This is a genomic window from Streptomyces sp. NPDC006372 (genome assembly GCF_040612515.1).
Classification (GTDB): domain Bacteria; phylum Actinomycetota; class Actinomycetes; order Streptomycetales; family Streptomycetaceae; genus Streptomyces.
In genome coordinates this window covers 31,175-49,558 of the sequence record NZ_JBEXQJ010000003.1, presented here as the reverse complement: position 1 = coordinate 49,558, position 18,384 = coordinate 31,175, and the positions used below count along the sequence as shown (strand labels likewise).

Here is an 18,384-nt window from a genome sequence, read left to right as displayed (position 1 = left end):
ATGAGCGCGCGTCTGGACCCCTTCTCCCTTCCGAGTGCCGGCAAGCTGGTCAAGCAGCTCACCTCCGTGGGGCGGCTGGTGGTGGAATCACCGCTGCCGGCCGCCACGCGGGAACTGGTCTCGCTGCGCGTCAGCCAGATCAACGGGTGCGCGGTCTGCATCGACATGCACACCAAGGAGGCCACCGCGGCGGGCGAGTCCGCCGTGCGGCTGCATCTGGTCGCGGGGTGGCGGGAGGCCACGGTCTTCACCGAGGCCGAGCGTGCCGCGCTGGAGCTGGCCGAGCAGGGAACCCGTATCGCGGACGGGGCCGGTGGGGTCCCGGACGAGGTGTGGGAGCGGGCCGTCAAGCACTACGACGAGGACCAGCTGATGGCGCTGGTGACCCTGATCGCCTTCATGAACACGGCGAACCGGCTGAACGTCATCCTCCAGCAGCCCGCCGGGGACTACCAGCCGGGACAGTTCACGTAACGGCGCCACCCCTCACGGCCCGAGCTGTGCCCGCATCCACTCCTCCACCTCGCCCACGTGCGCGGCCGCCGCCGCGCGGGCCGCCTCCGGGTCGTGGGCGGCCAGGGCGCGGTGGATCGCGGCGTGTTCGCGGCGGGTGCGTTCGAAGGCCCCCTCCTCCTGGTAGCCACGCCAGACGCGGGCCCGGAAGGTCCGTGACGACAGGCCCTCCAGGATCGCGGCCATGGTCTCGTTGCCCGCCGCCGTCGCGATCACACGGTGGAAGGCGAGGTCGTGGGCGATGATCTCCTCCGGATCGTCCGTGGCGTTCATCGCCGCCAGGTGCTCCTCGACCTCGGCCAGCTGGTCCCCGGTGATACGGGCGGCGGCGAGCGCCGTCGCCGTCGACTCCAGGATCCGCCGTACCTCCAGCAGCTCCACCAGGCGCGGGCCGCGCGACAGGTCGGCCACCACGCCGAAGGTCTCCAGCAGGTCGCCGGCCTCCAGCCGCGTCACGTAGATGCCCGACCCGTGCCGGGCCTCCAGCACACCCAGCACGGTGAGTGCGCGGATCGCCTCCCGCATCGAGCTGCGGGAGATGCCGAGCTGGGCGGCCAGGTCCCGTTCCGTCGGCAGCCGCTGGCCCGGCTCCAGCAGACCCTCGCCGATCATCGCCTTGATCCGCTCGATGGCGCGCTGCGTCACGGTGCCCTTCTGCGGGGCTGTCTCGTCGTCCACGCCGTTCCTCCGATCACGCGCTCCGGCGCAGTCTAACCAGCAGGGTGGTCGGACCACTATGAGTACGGAGCGCGGAAATCTGGCGCCGTGGGGTGTTCTGGCGGGGGAGTGGTCTGATAAGTATGCGGTCATCTGCTGGAACACCGGTCGATGGGAGCCCCCTGAGATGCCCGGAAGCACAGTGCGGAAACGGAACACGTCCCGGACCCTCGGCGCGGTGGCCCTGGCCGCCGGAGCCTCCCTGGTGCTCGCCGCGTGCGGCAGCACCAAGGACACCGGCGCCTCCGGGGCCGGCGGTGGCGGCGGCAGCGGCAAGGTCGGGGTCGTCCTGCCCCTGCTGACCTCGCCGTTCTGGCAGTCGTACAACGACTACGTGCCGAAGATGGCGAAGTCCGAGGGCGTCGACGCGATGAAGACCGTCAACTCCAACAGCGACCCCTCGCAGCAGATCACCGACATCAACAACCAGCTCAACCAGGGCGTCAAGGGACTGGTCGTCGCCCCGCTGGACAGCGCCGCCATCGAAGCCGGCCTCGACCAGGCCGAACGCAAGGGCGTGCCGGTCGTCGCCGTGGACGTGGCGCCCGACAAGGGCAAGGTCGCCATGGTGGTCCGGGCGAACAACGTGGCGTACGGCGAGAAGGCCTGCCAGTACCTCGGCGAGCACATCACCTCCGGCAAGGTCGTGCAGATCATGGGCGACCTCGCCTCGGTCAACGGCCGGGACCGCTCAGAGGCGTTCCGCGCCTGCGTGAAGAAGAACTTCCCCAAGCTGAAGGTCCTGGAGATCCCCGCCAAGTGGGAGTCCGACACCGCGGCCTCCAAACTCGACACCCTCCTCAACGCCAACCCCGACCTCAAGGGCATCTACATGCAGGCCGGCGGTGTGTATCTCGCACCGACGCTCCAGACCCTCAAGTCCAAGGGCATGCTGAAGAAGGCCGGGCAGTCGGGACACATCACCGTCGTCTCCAACGACGGCATCCCGCAGGAGTTCGACGCGATCCGCAAGGGCGAGATCGACGCGACCGTCTCCCAGCCCGCCGACGCCTACGCCAAGTACGGCATGTACTACATCAAGGCGGCGATGGCCGGGAAGGAGTTCAAGCCCGGCCCGACCGACCACGACTCGACCGTCGTCAAGCTGCCCAGCGGCATCCTGGAGGACCAGCTGCCCGCGCCGCTGGTGACCAAGGACAACGTCGACGACCCCAAGCTCTGGGGCAACACGGTCAAATGAGCGCCCCACTGGTTGAAGCGCGGGGCGTCGTCAAGCGGTACGGCCCCACCACCGCCCTCGCCGACGGCCGGCTCGCCGTCCTGCCCGGCGAGTCCCACGCCCTCGTCGGCCGCAACGGCGCAGGCAAGTCGACCCTCGTCCGGATCCTCACCGGCCTGGAGGCACCCGACGAGGGCACCGTCCGCTTCGACGGCGACCCCGCGCCCCCGCTCACCGACCGCGACGCCTGGCGCTCCAAGGTCGCCTGCGTCTACCAGCACCCGACGGTCGTCCCCGAACTGACCGTCGCCGAGAACCTGTTCATCAACCGTCAGCCTCTCCGGCGAGGGTTCATCAGCTGGCGTCGGCTGAAGGCGGAGGCGGCCCGGCTCCTCGACACCTGGGACGTGCGCGTCGACCCCGACGCCCGCACCGCCGACCTCAAGGTCGAGGACCGGCAGATGGTGGAGATCGCCCGCGCGCTCAGCTTCGGCGCCCGCTTCATCATCCTGGACGAACCCACCGCCCAGCTCGACAACCGGGAGATCGAGCGGCTGTTCAGCCGTATGCGGGCCCTCCAGGACTCGGGCGTCACCTTCCTGTTCATCTCGCACCACCTCCAGGAGGTGTACGAGGTCTGCCAGACCGTCACGGTCCTGCGCGACGCCCGCTGGATCACCACCGCGCCGGTCGCCGACCTCCCGCGCCGGGACCTGGTGGAGGCCATGGCCGGGGAGTCGATCGAGGTCCTCGCCGAGCAGGCCGTGGACCCCGGGGACGCCGACCGCGACGCCCCCGTGCTCCTCGAGGCCCGCGGGCTCACCTCACCGGCGTACCGGGACATCGACCTCACCGTCCGCCGCGGCGAGGTCGTCGGACTCGCCGGGTCCAGTGCCAGCGGCAAGATCGAGCTGGCCGAGTCCTTCACCGGCCTGCACACCCCCACGAGCGGGACGGCCCGCGTCGACGGCGCACCGCTGCCGTTCGGCGACGTCCAGGCCACGCTGAAGGCCGGCGTCGGCTTCGTCCCACGCGACCGGCACGAGCAGGGCCTGGTCTTCGGCATGTCCATCGGCGACAACGCCACCCTCAGCGTCCTGGACCGGCTCGGCCGCTTCGGCTTCGTCGGCACCGACAACAAGCGCGATGTCGCCACCGCCCTGATCGAACGCCTCGACATCCACGCAGCGGGACCCGACCAGCCCGTCTCCGACCTGTCCGGCGGCAACGCCCAGAAGGTCGTCATGGCCCGGGCCCTCGCCTCCGACCCCCGCCTCCTCGTCCTCGTCAACCCGACCGCGGGCGTCGACGTGAAGTCCAAGGAGTCCCTGCTCGCCCGGGTGGACAGCGCCCGCGACGACGGCACCGCCGTGCTCGTGGTCTCCGACGAACTCGACGACCTCAGACGCTGCGACCGCGTCCTCGTCCTCTTCCACGGCCGGGTCGTCGCCGAGCACCGGGCGGGCTGGCGCGACCACGAGCTCATCGCCTCCATCGAAGGAGTGGACCATGGCTGACACCAAGGCGGCCCCGCCGCTCGCGCCCGCGCGAGCCACCGACCCGCGCGCCGCCAAGGCAGTCCTGCTCCGCCGGGCGCGTGAACTCGCCCTCGTCCCGGCCCTGTTGCTGCTCCTCGTGCTCGGCGCGGTGGTCAACGACTCGTTCCTCACCGAGCGCAACATCGTCTCGATCCTCGGCGCCTCCGCCGCCCTCGCCATGGTCGTGCTCGCCGAGTCGCTCGTGCTGATCACCGGCAAGTTCGACCTGTCGCTGGAGTCGGTCGTCGGTATCGCGCCCGCCGTCGGCGCGCTGCTCGTACTGCCCGCCGCCCAGTCCGGCTGGGGCACCGAACTCCCCGCCGCACTCGCGCTGCCGGCCGTCCTGGTGGCCGGTGCGGCCGTCGGCGCCTTCAACGGCGTACTCGTCGTGAAGTTCAAACTCAACGCGTTCATCGTGACGCTCGCGATGCTGATCGTGCTGCGGGGCCTGCTCGTCGGCGCCACCAAGGGCAAGACGCTGTTCGGGATGCCCGACAGCTTCTACTCGCTGGCGACCACCACCTTCCTCACCGTCCCGCTGTCGGTGTGGGTGGCCGCGCTCGCCTTCGCCGTCGCCGGGCTGGTCCTGAAGTACCACCGCGTCGGGCGCGCCCTGTACGCCATCGGAGGCAACGCGGACGCGGCCCGGGCGGCGGGCATCCGGGTGGAACGCGTCATGCTCGGCGTGTTCGTCGTCGCGGGTGTCCTCGCCGCGGTCGGCGGCATCATGCAGACCGGGTACGTCGGCGCGATCAGCGCCAACCAGGGCCAGAACATGATCTTCACGGTGTTCGCGGCCGCGGTGATCGGCGGCATCGCCCTCGACGGTGGCAAGGGCACCATGTTCGGCGCCCTGACCGGCGTACTCCTTCTGGGGGTCGTGCAGAACCTGCTCACCCTCGCCCAGGTGCCGTCCTTCTGGATCCAGGCCATCTACGGCGGGATCATCCTGGTCGCGCTCATGATCGCCCGGGTCACCACCGGCCGGGCCCAGGACTGACGCCCCCGCCCCCTGCAACCGAAAGGCCCTCCGTGTCCCCGACGCCCGCCCGCATCACCGCGCTCGACACCCACGACATCCGCTTCCCCACCTCGCGTGAGCTCGACGGCTCCGACGCGATGAACCCGGACCCCGACTACTCGGCAGCCTACGTCGTCCTGCGCACCGACGCGGCCGACGGGCACGAGGGGCACGGATTCGCCTTCACCATCGGGCGGGGCAACGAGGTGCAGGTCGCCGCGATCGACGCGCTCCGCGGACACCTGCTCGGCCGCTCCGTAGACGACCTGTGCGCCGACCCGTCCACCCTGAACCACGACCTGATCGGCGACAGCCAGCTGCGCTGGCTCGGGCCCGAGAAGGGCGTGATGCACATGGCGATCGGCGCGGTCGTCAACGCCGTGTGGGACCTCGCGGCCAAACGCGCCGGCCTGCCGCTGTGGCGGCTGCTCGCCGAGGCCGAGCCCGAATGGCTGGTGCGCCAGATCGACTTCCGCTACCTCACCGACGCCCTCACCCCCGAGGAGGCACTGGCCCTCCTGCGCCAGGGCAGACAGGGCGCCGAGGAGCGCACCGCCCGGCTGCTGGAGCGCGGCTACCCCGCCTACACCACCTCACCCGGCTGGCTCGGCTACGACGACGGCAAACTCACCCGGCTGGCCGGCCGGGCCGTCGCCGACGGCTTCCGGCAGATCAAGCTCAAGGTCGGTGCCGACCTCGACGACGACATCCGCCGCTGCCGCGTCGCCCGGTCCGTCATCGGCCCCGACATCCGCATGGCCGTCGACGCCAACCAGCGCTGGGACGTCGACGAGGCGATCCGCTGGACCAAGGCCCTCGCCGAGTTCGACCCGTACTGGATCGAGGAACCGACCAGCCCCGACGACATCCTCGGCCACGCGGCGATCCGCCGCGCCGTCGCCCCCGTGAAGGTCGCCACCGGCGAGCACGTGCACAACCGGATCGTCTTCAAACAGCTCCTCCAGGCCGGCTCGCTCGACGTCGTCCAGATCGACGCCGCCCGCGTCGGCGGCGTCCCCGAGAACCTGGCGATCCTGCTGCTCGCGGCCAGGTTCGGCGTCCCGGTCTGCCCGCACGCGGGCGGTGTCGGCCTCTGCGAACTCGTCCAGCACCTGTCGATGTTCGACTACGTGGCCCTGTCCGGAACCACCGAGGACCGGGTCATCGAATACGTCGATCACCTGCACGACCACTTCCTCGACCCGGTGGTCATCCGCGAAGGTCATTACACGGCACCGACCGCTCCGGGCTTCTCGGCCGCCATGCGGCCCGAGTCCCTGGCGCGCTACACCTACCCGGGCGGCGAGTTCTGGGCCGCCGACCTCGACGAGCGGAAGAAGGGTCAGGCCGCATGAGCGACTTCGAGGGCATCAAAGCCCTGGTGACGGGCGGCGCCTCCGGCATCGGCCGGGCCACCGCCGAACTCCTGGCCGAGCGCGGCGCCCAGGTCGCCGTCCTCGATCTGGACCCGTCGTCGGTCGACAAGCCACTGCTCGCCCACCGCGCGGACGTCACCGACGACGCGTCCGTGCGCCAGGCCGTGGCGGCCGCGGTCGCCGGCCTCGGCGGTCTGGACGTCCTGGTCAACAACGCCGGCATCGGCGCCCAGGGCACCGTCGAGGACAACTCCGACGACGACTGGCACCGCGTCTACGACGTCAACGTCGTCGGCATGGTCCGCACCACCCGCGCCTGCCTGCCCCACCTGCGCGCCTCCGCGCACGCGGCGATCGTCAACACCTGCTCCATCGCCGCCACCGCGGGCCTGCCGCAGCGCGCCCTGTACAGCGCCTCCAAGGGAGCGGTGTACTCCCTGACCCTCGCCATGGCCGCCGACCACGTCCGCGAGGGCATCCGCGTCAACTGCGTCAACCCGGGCACGGTCGACACCCCCTGGGTCGGCCGTCTCCTGGACGCCGCTCCCGACCCGGCCGCCGAACGCGCCGCCCTGGAGGCCCGCCAGCCCACCGGCCGGCTGGTCGGCGCCGCCGAGGTCGCCGGGGCCATCGCCTACCTGGCCAGTCCGCTGTCCGGCGCCACCACCGGCACCGCGCTCGCCGTCGACGGCGGCATGCAGGGCGTGCGGTTGCGCCCGGTGGCCCGGTGAACCGGCTCGGCGGCAGCGGCGTCGAGGTCACCGCCCTGTCCTTCGGCGCCGCCGCGATCGGCAACCTCTACACCGAGGTCGGCGAGGCCCAGGCCCACGAGGCCGTGGAGGCCGCCTGGCAGCGGGGCGTCCGCTACTTCGACACCGCGCCGCACTACGGCCTGGGCCTCGCCGAATGCCGCCTCGGCGCCGCCCTGCGCGAGCACCCCCGGGACCGCTACACCGTCTCCACCAAGGTCGGCCGCCGCCTGGAGCCCGCGGACGGCCCCGGCGACGACCTCGCGAACGGCTTCGCCGTCCCGGCCACCCACCGCCGCGTCTGGGACTTCAGCGCCGACGGCGTGCGCCGCACTTTGGAGGCCAGCCTGGAACGCCTCGGCCTCGACCGGGTCGACGTCGTCTACCTCCACGACCCGGACGAGCACGCCGAGTGGGCCTTCCGCGAGGGCTACCCGGCCCTGGAGAAACTCCGCTCGGAAGGCGTGGTCGGCGCGATCGGCGCCGGCATGAACCAGGCCGAGATGCTCACCCGCTTCATCCGCGACACCGACGTCGACGTGGTGCTGTGCGCCGGGCGCTACACCCTGCTCGACCAGAGCGCCCTCACCGACCTGCTGCCCGCCGCCCACGAGCGCGGCGCGTCCGTCGTCATCGGCGGCGCCTTCAACTCCGGCCTGCTGGCGAACCCCAGGCCCGGCGCCACCTACAACTACACCGCGGCACCTTCCGAGTTGGTCGAGCGTGCCCTGCGGCTGAAGTCCGTCGCCCACCGCCACGGCACCACGCTGCGCGCCGCCGCCCTGGCCTTCTGCGCAGCCCACCCGGCCGTCGCGAGCGTCCTGGTGGGAGCCCGCTCGGCGCACGAAGTCCGAGACTGCGCCCACCAGTTCGCCGCCCACGTGCCCGAAGGGTTCTGGCAGGAGCTGCGCACCAAGGGCCTGCTGCCCGCCGACGCCCCCGTGCCCGCCGGGGCCACGTCCGAGGAGCCGTCATGAGAGTCGCCCTGCACACCAAGGTCCGCGCCGAGCGCGTCGCCGACTACGAGGCCGCCCACCGTGAGGTCCCCGAGGAACTCACCGACGCCATCCGCGCCGCCGGCGCCACCTCCTGGACGATCTGGCGCAGCGGCACCGACCTGTTCCACGTCCTGGAGTGCGAGGACTACGCCCGTCTCCTCGCCGCGCTGGAGAAACTGCCCGTGAACGTCGCCTGGCAGGCCCGCATGGCCGAACTGCTGGAGGTCGTGCACGACTACTCCGGCGAGGGCGCGGACGCCGGTCTGCCCGTCGTGTGGGAGCTGCCGGCATGACCGTGGTCGACGCCCACCACCATGTGTGGGACCTGTCCGTACGGGACCAGGACTGGATCACCGGCCCCGAACTGAGCCCGCTCCGCCGCGACTTCACGATCAAGGACCTCGAACCCGAGGCGAGCGCCGCCGGAGTGGGCCGCACGGTCCTCGTCCAGACCGTCACCGTGCCCGAGGAGACCCCGGAGTTCCTGGCCCTTGCCGAGGCGCACGAGCTGATCGCGGGCGTCGTCGGCTGGACCGACCTCACCGGTCCCGATGTCGCCGGCGAACTCGCCCGGCTGCGGGAGCTCCCCGGCGGGCGGTACCTCAAGGGCATCCGCCACCAGGTCCAGGGCGAACCCGACCCGGAATGGCTGCTGCGCCCGGACGTCCTGCGGGGCCTGGCCGCCGTCGCCGACGCCGGGCTGGTCTACGACCTGGTCGTCCTGCCGCACCAGCTCCCGGCCTGCGCGCGGGCGGCCGCCGCCCTGCCCGGGCTCACCTTCGTCCTCGACCACCTGGGCAAACCACCCGTCGCCGCCGGCACCCTTGAACCCTGGGCCGCGGACCTGCGCGCCCTCGCCGCCCTGCCCAACACCGTCGCCAAACTGTCCGGCCTGGTCACCGAGGCCGACCTCGCCTCCTGGACGCCGGCGGACCTGCGCCCGTACGCCGAGGTGGCGCTGGAGGCCTTCGGGCCGGACCGTCTGATGTACGGCTCGGACTGGCCGGTCTGCACGCTCGCCGTCCGCTACGCCGACACCCTCGAACTCACCCGTGACCTGACGTCCCCGCGCGACCGGGAGCGGATCCTCACGACCACCGCCACCCGCGTCTACGGCCTCTGAGCGGTCTCGGCCAGCCGCGTCGGCGGCAGGTACTCCCGCACGAACGTCCGCTCCCAGCACGCGCCCGTCTCCCGCAGCTCGCGCCACGTCGTGTAGCGGTAGCGGAACAGGCGGGCGCGCACGTACCGCGGGGGTTCGTCCGGCGGGAACGGCGAGCGGCGCAGCAGCTTCAGCGTGTCCCGGTCGTTCTCCAGGAGCCGCTCCACGAACGTGCCGAACCAGGCGTCGGCGTAGGCGGGGGAGAGGGCGGCGAACCACATCATCCAGTCGAGCCGCAGATGGTAGGGCGCGAACTGGCGCGGCCAGCGCCGCGGATCGCCCGGCTTGCCCTTGAACTCGTACTCCCGCCAGTCCGAGTCCGCACGCGGCACGTCGTCCCCGGTGCCCTCGACCACCACCTCGTAGCGGACCCGGCTCACACTGCCGAACGCCCCATAGGTGTTGACCAGGTGGAGCGGGTCGAAGGACCGGTTCATCACCTGGCGGCGGGAGACCATGTTGCGCACCGGCTGGTAGCTGAGGCCCGCCAGCAGCGCCGCCACCGCGAGGACCACCACCACGTACCACAGCGGAGCGCCGGGCACGTCCGGCGCATCGGCCGGGAAGCGCACCACCGGCAGGGCCAGCACGATCGTGATCCAGTTCAGCCAGGAGAAGTTCCCCGACAGCACCAGCCACAGCTGGGTGACGATCATCAGCGCGGCGGCAACCGTCGCGACGGGCTGCGGGGCGAACAGCAGGAACGGCACCACGAGCTGGGTGACGTGGTTCGCGGCCACCTCGACCCGGTGCGCCGGCCCGGGCAGATGATGGAAGAACCAGCTCATCGGGCCCGGCATCGGCTGGGTCTCGTGATGGTGGTCCAGACAGGTCAGCTTCCGCCAGCACTCGTCACCGCGCATCTTGATCAGCCCGGCGCCGAACTCCACCCGGAACAGGATCCAGCGCAGCAGGAACAGCACGACGACCGGCGGCGCCACCTCGTCGTTGCCGAGGAACACGGCGAGGAAGCCGACCTCCAGCAGCAGCGACTCCCAGCCGAAGGAGTACCAGGTCTGCCCGACGTTGACGATCGACAGGTACAGCACCCACGGCACCAGCCACAGCAGCATGCCGCCCCACAGCGGCAGCAGCGAGTCCAGCCCGGCCAGCAGCGCCGCCGACACCGCGCAACCCGCCCAGGCGCAGAGCGCGAAGAAGCGGTCCGAGTAGTGCAGCTGGAACAGGCTCGGCGCCCGCCGGAACGGCACCCGCCCCACGAACCGCGGCACCGGCAGCATGCCGCGCCGCCCGATGAGCGCACGGAACTGCAGCGCGGCCGTCAGGAACGCGACCAGGTACACGGCGGCCAGCGCCCGCTGGAAGACCAGCCGGCTCAGCCAGTACTCGGATGCGGTGAACCAGTCCACTGCCGTGTGCTCCTCCCGGTGCGGCGCCGGACCCCAGTGTCACGCTCCGTGTACCACCGCTCCGGACGCGTACCCCGAGCGAGTGAATCGAACGACACGGACGGCCCGCCCGGCATGCCTGCGGGCGTCTTGACCAACTGAAGGGGCCCGGTGCCGCGTAGCGGCCCGTAGACTCGGCGCATCCGGTCGAAGAATCGGACGAATCCTGGCAAGGTGGGCCCATGGTTGATCGGGGAGCGAGCGCCCTGTCACTCCCGGACGACTGGCCCGCCCAGCCGGACCCGATCCTCGCGCTCAACCGGATGGGCAGCTTCGACTGGGATCTGGACACCGGCCTGATGCAGATGGACGCCCAGGCCCACGCCGTCCTCGACCTGCGCGCCGACGAGTACGACGACCACCCCGAGACCCTCGCCAAGCGCGTCCCGCCCGACGAGTCCCGGCGTCTGGACACGGCCGTCTCCCAGGCCCTGAAGGGCGGGAGCGAGAACTACGGCGCCTACTTCCGCATCCGCCGCCGCGACGGCACCCTGCGCTGGACCCACACCCAGGGCTACATCCGGCGCGACGACACCGGTCGCCCCCGCCGCATCATCGGCATCATCCGGGACGCCACCCAGGAGCTCGGCGAGAGCGACGCCCGCCTCCACCAGGCCGCCCAGGACGGGGCCCGCGGGCAGCAGGCCAGCGTCGTCGAACTCACCACCGCCGCCCTCGCCCACGCCCGCACCGTTCAGGACGTCATCGACGTCCTCAAGGACACCCACGGCGTGACCCACCTGGGTGCCACCAGCCTCGTCGTGGGCCTGGTCGAGGCCGGCCGCATCCGCCTGGTCGCCGAGGGGCCGGTGGGCAGCTTCGTGCCCGGCACCCGGGTCACCAGGATCGACGAGCCCTACCCGATGAGCGAGGCCGTACGGACCCTCGGCCCCCGCTTCATCGAGTCGCCGGAGGAGTTCGCCGAGCGCTACCCGGCCCTCTGGCCGCACCTCACCGACCTGAACATCACGTCGGCCGCGTACCTGCCGCTGATCGTCCAGGCCCGGCCCATCGGCGCGATGGGCCTGCTCTACAGCGACCGGCGGGGCTTCACCCCCGAGGAACGCGACATCCTCGTCGCGCTCGGCAGCAGCATCGCGCAGAGCATGCAGCGCGCGATGTTCTACGAGCAGGAGATGGACCTGGCGCAGGGCCTCCAGCAGGCCATGCTGCCCCGGACCATCCCGAGCGTCCCCGGGGCCGACGTCGCCGTCCGCTACCGCGCCGCCACCGTCGGGGGCTCCGTGGGCCGTGACATCGGCGGCGACTGGTACGACCTGATCCCGCTGCCCGGTGGCCGGGTCGGCGCCGTCATCGGCGACGTCCAGGGCCACGACACGCACGCGGCCGCCGTCATGGGCCAGTTGCGCATCGTGCTGCGCGCCTACGCCGCCGAGGGGCACACCCCGGCCGCCGTGATGGCCCGCGCCTCCGTCTTCCTGCACGAACTCGACACCGACCGGTCCGCCACCTGCCTCTACGCGGAGGCCGACCTGACGACGGGCGTCCTCCAGATGGTCCGGGCCGGCCACATCGATCCGCTGGTACGCCACACCGACGGCACCTGCCGCCGTGCCACCGTCCCGGGCGGACTGCCGCTCGGCCTGTCCGCGGAGTTCGGCCGTCTCGACTACCCCGTGGCCACTCTGGAACTCGATCCCGGCGACACCCTGCTGCTGTGCACCGACGGCCTGGTGGAGCAGCCCGGCGCCGATCTCGACGACGGCATGCGCACCCTCACCGCGCTCGTCGCCACCGGCCCCGCCGACGTACGGGACCTCGCCGACCGGCTCATCGACGTGGCCGCCGAACGCGGCGGCGACGACGACGTGGCACTGCTCCTGCTCCGCCGGCGCGGCGAGGGCCCGCACTCCGGCCGCCGCCTCCGGCGGCACGTGGCGCCCGGGGACCCGGCTGCCCTGACGGAGGCGCGGCACATGATCCGCATCTCGGTCGGAGCCTGGGGCGCGGGGGACCGCGCCGACGAGATCGAGCTGGTCGCCGACGAGCTGATCACCAACGCCCTGATGCACACCGAGGGGTCGGCGGTCGTCACCCTGCGGGTCCTCACCGGTTCCGGGCGCCGGCTGCGCGTCGAGGTCGAGGACTCCTCCAGCGCCCTGCCGCGCCGCCGCGACGCGGGCGAGTCGGGCGTCTCCGGGCGGGGCCTGCTGCTGGTCGACGAGCTCACCGACGTGTGGGGCGTGGAGGCCCGGGGCGGCGGCAAGGCCGTGTGGTGCGAGTTCGTGGTGCCGGGCCACGACTGACCTCGCGTGGCACTCTGGACCCATGCCGGAACTCCCCGAGGTCGAGGCGCTCAAGGACTTCCTGACCGAGCACCTCGTCGGCCGCGAGATCGTCCGCGTGCTGCCCGTCGCGATCAGCGTCCTGAAGACGTTCGACCCGCCGCTGTCCGCCGTCGAGGGCCACGAGGTGGCCGCCGTGCGCCGGTACGGCAAGTTCCTCGACATCGCCACCGCGGACGGCCCGCATGTCGTGACGCACCTGGCCCGCGCAGGCTGGCTCCAGTGGAAGGACCGCCTCCCCGACGGCCCGCCCCGCCCCGGCAAGGGCCCCCTCGCCCTGCGCGTGGCGCTGGAGACCGGCGAGGGTTTCGACCTGACCGAGGCCGGCACCCAGAAGCGGCTCGCGGTGTACGTCGTGGGGGACCCGCAGGAGGTCCCGGGCGTCGCCCGGCTCGGCCCGGACCCGCTGGCCGACGACTTCGACGAGCGGAGCCTCGCCCGGCTCCTGGCCGGTGAACGGCGTCAGCTCAAGGGCGCGCTGCGCGACCAGGGCCTGATCGCCGGAGTGGGCAACGCCTACAGCGACGAGATCCTGCACGCGGCGAAGATGTCGCCCTTCAAACTGGCCGCCTCCCTGAGCGAGGCGGAGACGGCGCGACTGTACGCGGCCCTGCGCGACACCCTCACCGAGGCGGTCGAGCGTTCCCGGGGAGTCGCGGCCGGCCGGCTGAAGGCAGAGAAGAAGAGCGGCCTGCGGGTCCACGGCCGCGCCGGCGAGCCCTGCCCGGTGTGCGGCGACACCATCCGCGAGGTGTCCTTCAGCGACTCCTCGCTCCAGTACTGCCCGACCTGCCAGACGGGCGGCAAACCGCTGGCGGACCGCAGGATGTCCCGGCTGCTGAAGTAGTCACCAGTAGCCGCTGCCCACCAGGTAGCCGATGCCGATGAGGACGGCCAGGATCAGTACCGGGATCGCCAGCCCCTTGGCGACCGAGGTCAGCGTCCGGGTGCCGCCGGCCGTCCGCTCGGAGTAGCGGTCCCGCCGTTTTCCCAGCTCCTGCCGGGCGAGCGCGCCGACGACCAGGGCGAGCGCGGCGGTGATCAGGGACACGATGAGCGGTGTGAACGCTCCGTGCGCGTACAGGTTGTCCTCGATGTTGCCGCCGGGCCCTTCGTCGCTGCGTTCCGCGACGGCCACCGCTGCCGCCTGGACCGCCACGACGAGCGTGATGACCGCGGCGACGGCGAGGGCGAGGGCCGCTCCGGCGAGGGCGGGGGCAAGGGGGTGGGTCTGCTCCCGGGCCGGTGTGGGGCGGGCCTTCGGGGATGGCGAGGTCGGGGGCGTTGGCACATGGCTCGGTGGTGTGGACGACGTCGCGGGCTTTCGCGTGGAGGGCGGGGGCGTCGTGGGCTTGTGCGTGGAGGGCGGGGACGTCGAGGGCTTGCGCTCGGGGGGCGGGGGCGTCGAGGGCTTGTGCGTGGGCGGCCGGGAGGGCGGGGGTTTGTGAGCCGGCGGCCGGGAGGGTGGTGACTCGATGATCGCCGTCTCTTGGTCGTGCGCTCCCTGGCCCGGCTCACGCTGTCGCGGCATGGGGCCGGGCGAGGCCTCGGGGGCGGGCCCGGCCGGGGGAGCAGGCTCGTGCGCCGGGCCCACCACGGCCTCGACGTGGATCACCGCCTCGTCGGCCACGCCCTTCAGCGTGATCTCTCCGGACAGCTGCCCCTCGGCGACCGCGTCGACGCGGACCCGGAGGCCGTCCGCGGCAGGCTCGACGCGCAGCCACGGCTGGGCGGGCTGGGCCACGCAGTGCCTGGCCAGCGGCGGGCCCTGCAAAGTCACGGACTTCTCCCGAGAGGGCGAGCCCCTCGGCACCAGGCCGAAGTCCAGACGGTCCGGGGACGGCGAGAGGCGTATCTCGCGCAGGGCGCGGTGTGCCAGAGCGGCGATCTGCCGGATGTCGTTGCCCGCGACCTCCACCAGGGTCTGACGCGCCCCCTCCGCCACGGGCAGGCTCTCGTCCCGCACCCGGTTGTCCAGCTCCAGGACGGCACCCTGCCGGGTGAGGACGTTGTCGCTGTCGAGGGCGGCCCGCAGCGAGGCCGGGGTGGGCACGGCGGCGATCTTGATGCGGCCACGTCGGCTGTGCGCCAGATGGAACTCGCCCCGCATCTCCACCGTCTTCTTCGGCGTCTGGTTGGGGTTCTGCTCCCGGACGTGCTCGTAGACGTAGTCGTACAGGTCGTCGAGGGAGACCTCACCGTCCGCGTCGAGGTCGGCCTCGCCGGTCCCCAGGCCCTGCACCACCGCGTGCGTGAACACCGAGGGCCGTGGGGCCGAGTTCTCGGCCAGCTGGTCGCCTTCGAAGGCGTACTCCATGGAGTCGGACGCCGTGATGACGGCCCAGCCGCGCCCGCCGGCCGGCTTCTCGCTCGGGAAGGACTCGAGGACGTTCACATCCCCCGAAGCGCGCACCGAGGACGAGCCCCGGGAGAAGGCGCCTCCGTAGCAGCAGTCCAGGAACAGGACGGTCCGGCCTGCCTTCGTGCGGGACATGCACCCACGGACGAACTGGGCGGGGATCGCCGTGGCGTCCAGCATCCGGGGCTCGGTGTCTCCGGCGGCGAAGTACAGCTCGCCGGACTCGCTCTTGAGACCGTGGCAGGAGAAGTGCAGCAGGAGGGTGTCGTCGCGACGGCGGTCGTTGAAGAAGCGCTGGATGTGCCTGCGCATGGCGTCGGCGGTCGCGTTGCGCACCACCTCCACCTCGAAGTCGCCGATCCGCGCGTCGTGCAGGACCCCGGCGAGTGCCGCGGCGTCCTGGGCGGGCGCCCGGAGCTTCTTGAGCCCCTGGTCGGTATAGCGGTCGTTGGCGATGATCAGCGCGTGCCGGGATTCGGTCATGGCGGGGCTCCCGCCGTGGCATGGCGTTGGACGAAGGCCTGGAACGCCTCCTCGACCTGCTCGTCGGTCGCCTCGGACACCTCCAGGACGTCGCCGTCCATCTCGAGGTGCAACGAGGGACGGGTGTCATGGGACCGGCCGAGCCAGGACCGGATCACGGTCACCACCTGATTCAGGGCGGTCGCCGAGCTGCCCAGGGCGACGAGCAGTGAACCGACCTGCGTCACGTCCACGGCTCGCGCGCCGGGCGGTACCTCTCCGGCGGGCAGCGCGGTGACGTCGTCCACCTCGACTTCGAGAAGTTCCTCGCGCAAATACCCGGTCAGTTCCGCCACGCGTTCGGCGTCCGCTTCCTCCTCGGAAAGGAGGATCGTCAATCGGTTCTCCACCGGCTAAGCCCCTTCGCTCGTGCTCGCAGGGGCGGCGCGGAGCCCACCGTCTACCGACCAACAGACGCTCCGCGTCGGTACTTTCAGTCTCCGTCCGACGCTGTGCGCTGGCAAATCAGCAGAAGCCCTCTAGCGCGGCGGCTCCAGTGTCACCAGTCGTTCGCCGGTCGCCGTGCGGACCTCGTAGCGAGCGATCTCGTCGGGGTGCTTGGAGGAACTGGCCATCATCGAGTGGGGCTGTGCGTCGTGACCCGGCCCGTGCCAGCTCGTCGCGGTCTCCTCGCTGCCGTCGTGACCGACGATGACCAGATGGCAGGCACGGGAGTCGGCCGAGTCCTTCACCTTCAGCTCGACCCGGCTGCCCGAGGCCTCGTCCTCCGTGGTGACCTGCGCCCACACCCCGGTCCGCGCGTCGGTCGCCGCGAGCGGCGCGGGTGCCTCGTCGCTGCCCTCGGCCATCATCGCGATCCCCGGCAGCGACACCGCGAACGCCACCGACGCGGCCATGGCGAACAGCATTCTGCGGCGTCCCGTGCGGCGCCGCGTCGCCACCTCGGCCAGCAGCCCGTCCAGCATGCGCGGACCGGGCTGCGCCATCGGGTGCACGAACCGTGGTGTCGCCCGCCGGTACAGCATCAACTGCCGTGTCGTCACGCCGAATTCCGTCACCTCTGCAGCGCACCGAGGGCACTCCATGAGGTGGTCCTCGAAGCGGAATGCCTCCGCCTCGTCCAGCACGCCGAGCGCGTAGGCGCCGACGTCGCGATGCCTTTCCAGGGACCTCATGCCGAATCCTCGTGCCGTTGGGTGCGGGTGGGGTTACTCCTTGCTCCCACCGGTACGGACCAGGCAGCGGAATCACTCAAGCCGGTGACACAATCGCAACCTAAGGATTCGGAGCGCTCCGGCCCGCGGATTGGTCCCGGGTCGCAGAAATCTAAAAAAGATGGATCGCGAGGTGTCCCAGCGGCAGTCCGAGCTGCCAGGCAGGCGTCCAGACCTTCGGCCCCTCGTCCTCGCCGACCACCGGAGCGCCGCCCGGAACCGCGTTCAGATCGGGTGCGAGCAGCTCCGTCTCCTGGAGCCAGCGCCACGCCTCCTCCGCCAGTTCCAGGTCCGGTGCCGGCCGGTGGGACCCGGCGGCCTCGGCCGCGAGCTCGGCCAGCCGGTCGCGCACCCACTCCTGCCACGGCTGGTCGTACGCGGTCAGCGACAGCCAGGTCTCCAGCTGTGTGACCACTCTGATGCCCGAGAGTTCGCCCTCGGTGTCGGAGAGGAAGATGGTCAGCGCCAGGGCATCCCGCCCGGCGCGGAACTCGAAGGACGTCGGCGGCATCAGATCGCCGGTCCGCAGCAGCTCGTCGGCGATGTACTCGGCGTACAACCACGCCATGGGAACGGTCAGTTCACCGCCGCTGCCGTCCGTGCTCTCCTGCCCTCTGTGCTGCATCCCTTCCTGCCTTCCTCCGGTACGTGCGCGTCGCCCGACACCGGGCCCCGGGGGCGCTGACGGCCCCCTCCGGAACACGGATGAGAACAGCCGATTACTCAACCGGGGTCCTCAGCAAGGCGCTTTACGGAGGCTTGACTCGACTGTTGGTTTCAGCGCAGGTCGGTGGCGTATCCCGGAAGCACCCGGCGCAGGGCGCGCAGCGCGTAGTACGCGCGGGACTTCACGGTACCGGGCGGGATCCCGAGGGCCGCCGCGGCTTCCGCCACACTCGCCCCCTGGAAATACACGAGCACCAGGACTTCACGGTGCTCCGGAGTGAGTGTCTTCACAGCCCGGCGGACGTCGAGCGTCGCCGCGGCCCGCTCGGCGTGGTCGGAGCTGACCCGCGCGTTCTCCAGCACCGCGTCGCCGACCTCGGCAGGCCGGGCCTGCCGGGCGCGCCGTGCGTCGATCGCGAGGCGCCGCCCGACGGTCATCAGCCAGGGCCGCACGGACTCGAAGTCGTCGGCGCGCAGGGCCTCGGGATGCTGCCAGGCGCGCACCAGCGTCTCCTGGACCAGGTCCTCCGCGCGCTGCCGGTCGCCGTCGCAGAGCCGGAGCAGGAGGGCGAAGAGGGGCCGGCCGTGCTCCCGCTGCAGTGCGGCGAGCTCGTGCTCGGCGGTCGTCCCGTTCGTGAGCGTGGATCCGGCCGTCATGGCCGTATGCCACCGCAGGGCGCAGCGCGGGGGACA

The 18,384-nt window shown here is 71.9% G+C and carries 18 protein-coding genes; 11 read left to right on the top strand and 7 right to left on the bottom strand.

What is annotated here, in order from left to right:
* Positions 1-474: a carboxymuconolactone decarboxylase family protein gene (locus tag ABZ016_RS07325; RefSeq protein ID WP_356915562.1), complete on the top strand. Its 474-nt coding sequence runs from the start codon at positions 1-3 to the stop codon at positions 472-474.
* A 12-nt stretch (positions 475-486) separates the two neighbouring features.
* Here the strand turns inward: ABZ016_RS07325 and ABZ016_RS07320 are convergent, their stop codons facing one another.
* On the bottom strand, positions 487-1,191 hold the full coding sequence (locus tag ABZ016_RS07320; protein WP_356915561.1) for a FadR/GntR family transcriptional regulator: 705 nt from the start codon (positions 1,189-1,191) through the stop codon (positions 487-489).
* 166 nt (positions 1,192-1,357) lie between these two features.
* On the opposite strand from ABZ016_RS07320, the gene ABZ016_RS07315 reads away from it, so the two are divergent.
* From ABZ016_RS07315 to ABZ016_RS07280, 8 genes are read left to right on the top strand one after another with little or no spacing between them, the layout of a single operon-like run.
* On the top strand, positions 1,358-2,431 hold the full coding sequence (locus ABZ016_RS07315; RefSeq protein ID WP_356915560.1) for a sugar ABC transporter substrate-binding protein: 1,074 nt from the start codon (positions 1,358-1,360) through the stop codon (positions 2,429-2,431).
* Positions 2,428-3,927, top strand: coding sequence for a sugar ABC transporter ATP-binding protein (locus ABZ016_RS07310; RefSeq protein ID WP_356915559.1), 1,500 nt, complete (start codon positions 2,428-2,430; stop codon positions 3,925-3,927). The genes ABZ016_RS07315 and ABZ016_RS07310 overlap by 4 nt, the downstream gene beginning before the upstream one ends.
* Complete coding sequence (locus ABZ016_RS07305) at positions 3,920-4,948, top strand: ABC transporter permease (RefSeq protein ID WP_356915558.1); 1,029 nt, start codon at positions 3,920-3,922, stop codon at positions 4,946-4,948. The genes ABZ016_RS07310 and ABZ016_RS07305 overlap by 8 nt, the downstream gene beginning before the upstream one ends.
* Positions 4,949-4,980: 32 nt before the next feature.
* Positions 4,981-6,324 (top strand): L-fuconate dehydratase, encoded by a 1,344-nt coding sequence (locus ABZ016_RS07300; RefSeq protein ID WP_356915557.1) that lies wholly within the window; start codon positions 4,981-4,983, stop codon positions 6,322-6,324.
* Positions 6,321-7,076 carry an SDR family oxidoreductase gene (locus ABZ016_RS07295; RefSeq protein ID WP_356915556.1) on the top strand — a complete coding sequence of 252 codons (756 nt, stop codon included), beginning with the start codon at positions 6,321-6,323 and terminating at the stop codon, positions 7,074-7,076. Before ABZ016_RS07300 ends, ABZ016_RS07295 begins: the two co-directional genes overlap by 4 nt.
* Entirely contained in the window at positions 7,073-8,071 is a 999-nt protein-coding gene (locus tag ABZ016_RS07290) for an aldo/keto reductase (protein ID WP_356915555.1), read from the top strand. Before ABZ016_RS07295 ends, ABZ016_RS07290 begins: the two co-directional genes overlap by 4 nt.
* Complete coding sequence (locus ABZ016_RS07285) at positions 8,068-8,385, top strand: L-rhamnose mutarotase (RefSeq protein ID WP_356915554.1); 318 nt, start codon at positions 8,068-8,070, stop codon at positions 8,383-8,385. Before ABZ016_RS07290 ends, ABZ016_RS07285 begins: the two co-directional genes overlap by 4 nt.
* Positions 8,382-9,215 carry an amidohydrolase family protein gene (locus ABZ016_RS07280; RefSeq protein ID WP_356915553.1) on the top strand — a complete coding sequence of 278 codons (834 nt, stop codon included), beginning with the start codon at positions 8,382-8,384 and terminating at the stop codon, positions 9,213-9,215. The genes ABZ016_RS07285 and ABZ016_RS07280 overlap by 4 nt, the downstream gene beginning before the upstream one ends.
* Here ABZ016_RS07280 and ABZ016_RS07275 read toward each other — a convergent pair.
* A complete protein-coding gene (locus tag ABZ016_RS07275; protein ID WP_356915552.1) occupies positions 9,203-10,624 on the bottom strand; it encodes a lipase maturation factor family protein in 1,422 nt (473 codons plus the stop codon). The two genes, ABZ016_RS07280 and ABZ016_RS07275, sit on opposite strands and share 13 nt — an antisense overlap.
* A 221-nt stretch (positions 10,625-10,845) precedes the next feature.
* Here ABZ016_RS07275 and ABZ016_RS07270 point away from each other — a divergent pair, with 221 nt between their 5' ends.
* Both ABZ016_RS07270 and ABZ016_RS07265 read left to right on the top strand, forming a co-directional pair.
* Positions 10,846-12,930: a SpoIIE family protein phosphatase gene (locus ABZ016_RS07270; RefSeq protein WP_356915551.1), complete on the top strand. Its 2,085-nt coding sequence runs from the start codon at positions 10,846-10,848 to the stop codon at positions 12,928-12,930.
* Positions 12,931-12,952: 22 nt separating this feature from the next.
* On the top strand, positions 12,953-13,816 hold the full coding sequence (locus ABZ016_RS07265) for a DNA-formamidopyrimidine glycosylase family protein (RefSeq protein WP_356915550.1): 864 nt from the start codon (positions 12,953-12,955) through the stop codon (positions 13,814-13,816).
* On the opposite strand, the gene ABZ016_RS07260 is transcribed toward ABZ016_RS07265, so the two are convergent.
* The 5 genes from ABZ016_RS07260 to ABZ016_RS07240 form a co-directional block, all read right to left on the bottom strand.
* Entirely contained in the window at positions 13,817-15,811 is a 1,995-nt protein-coding gene (locus tag ABZ016_RS07260) for a caspase family protein (protein WP_356915549.1), read from the bottom strand.
* On the bottom strand, positions 15,808-16,188 hold the full coding sequence (locus ABZ016_RS07255) for a hypothetical protein (RefSeq protein ID WP_356915548.1): 381 nt from the start codon (positions 16,186-16,188) through the stop codon (positions 15,808-15,810). Before ABZ016_RS07255 ends, ABZ016_RS07260 begins: the two co-directional genes overlap by 4 nt.
* A gap of 141 nt (positions 16,189-16,329) precedes the next feature.
* Positions 16,330-16,986 (bottom strand): zf-HC2 domain-containing protein, encoded by a 657-nt coding sequence (locus ABZ016_RS07250; RefSeq protein ID WP_356915547.1) that lies wholly within the window; start codon positions 16,984-16,986, stop codon positions 16,330-16,332.
* 151 nt (positions 16,987-17,137) lie between these two features.
* Entirely contained in the window at positions 17,138-17,650 is a 513-nt protein-coding gene (locus tag ABZ016_RS07245; protein ID WP_356915546.1) for a hypothetical protein, read from the bottom strand.
* 152 nt (positions 17,651-17,802) lie between these two features.
* Entirely contained in the window at positions 17,803-18,348 is a 546-nt protein-coding gene (locus ABZ016_RS07240; RefSeq protein WP_356915545.1) for a sigma-70 family RNA polymerase sigma factor, read from the bottom strand.
* Positions 18,349-18,384: the final 36 nt, after the last annotated feature.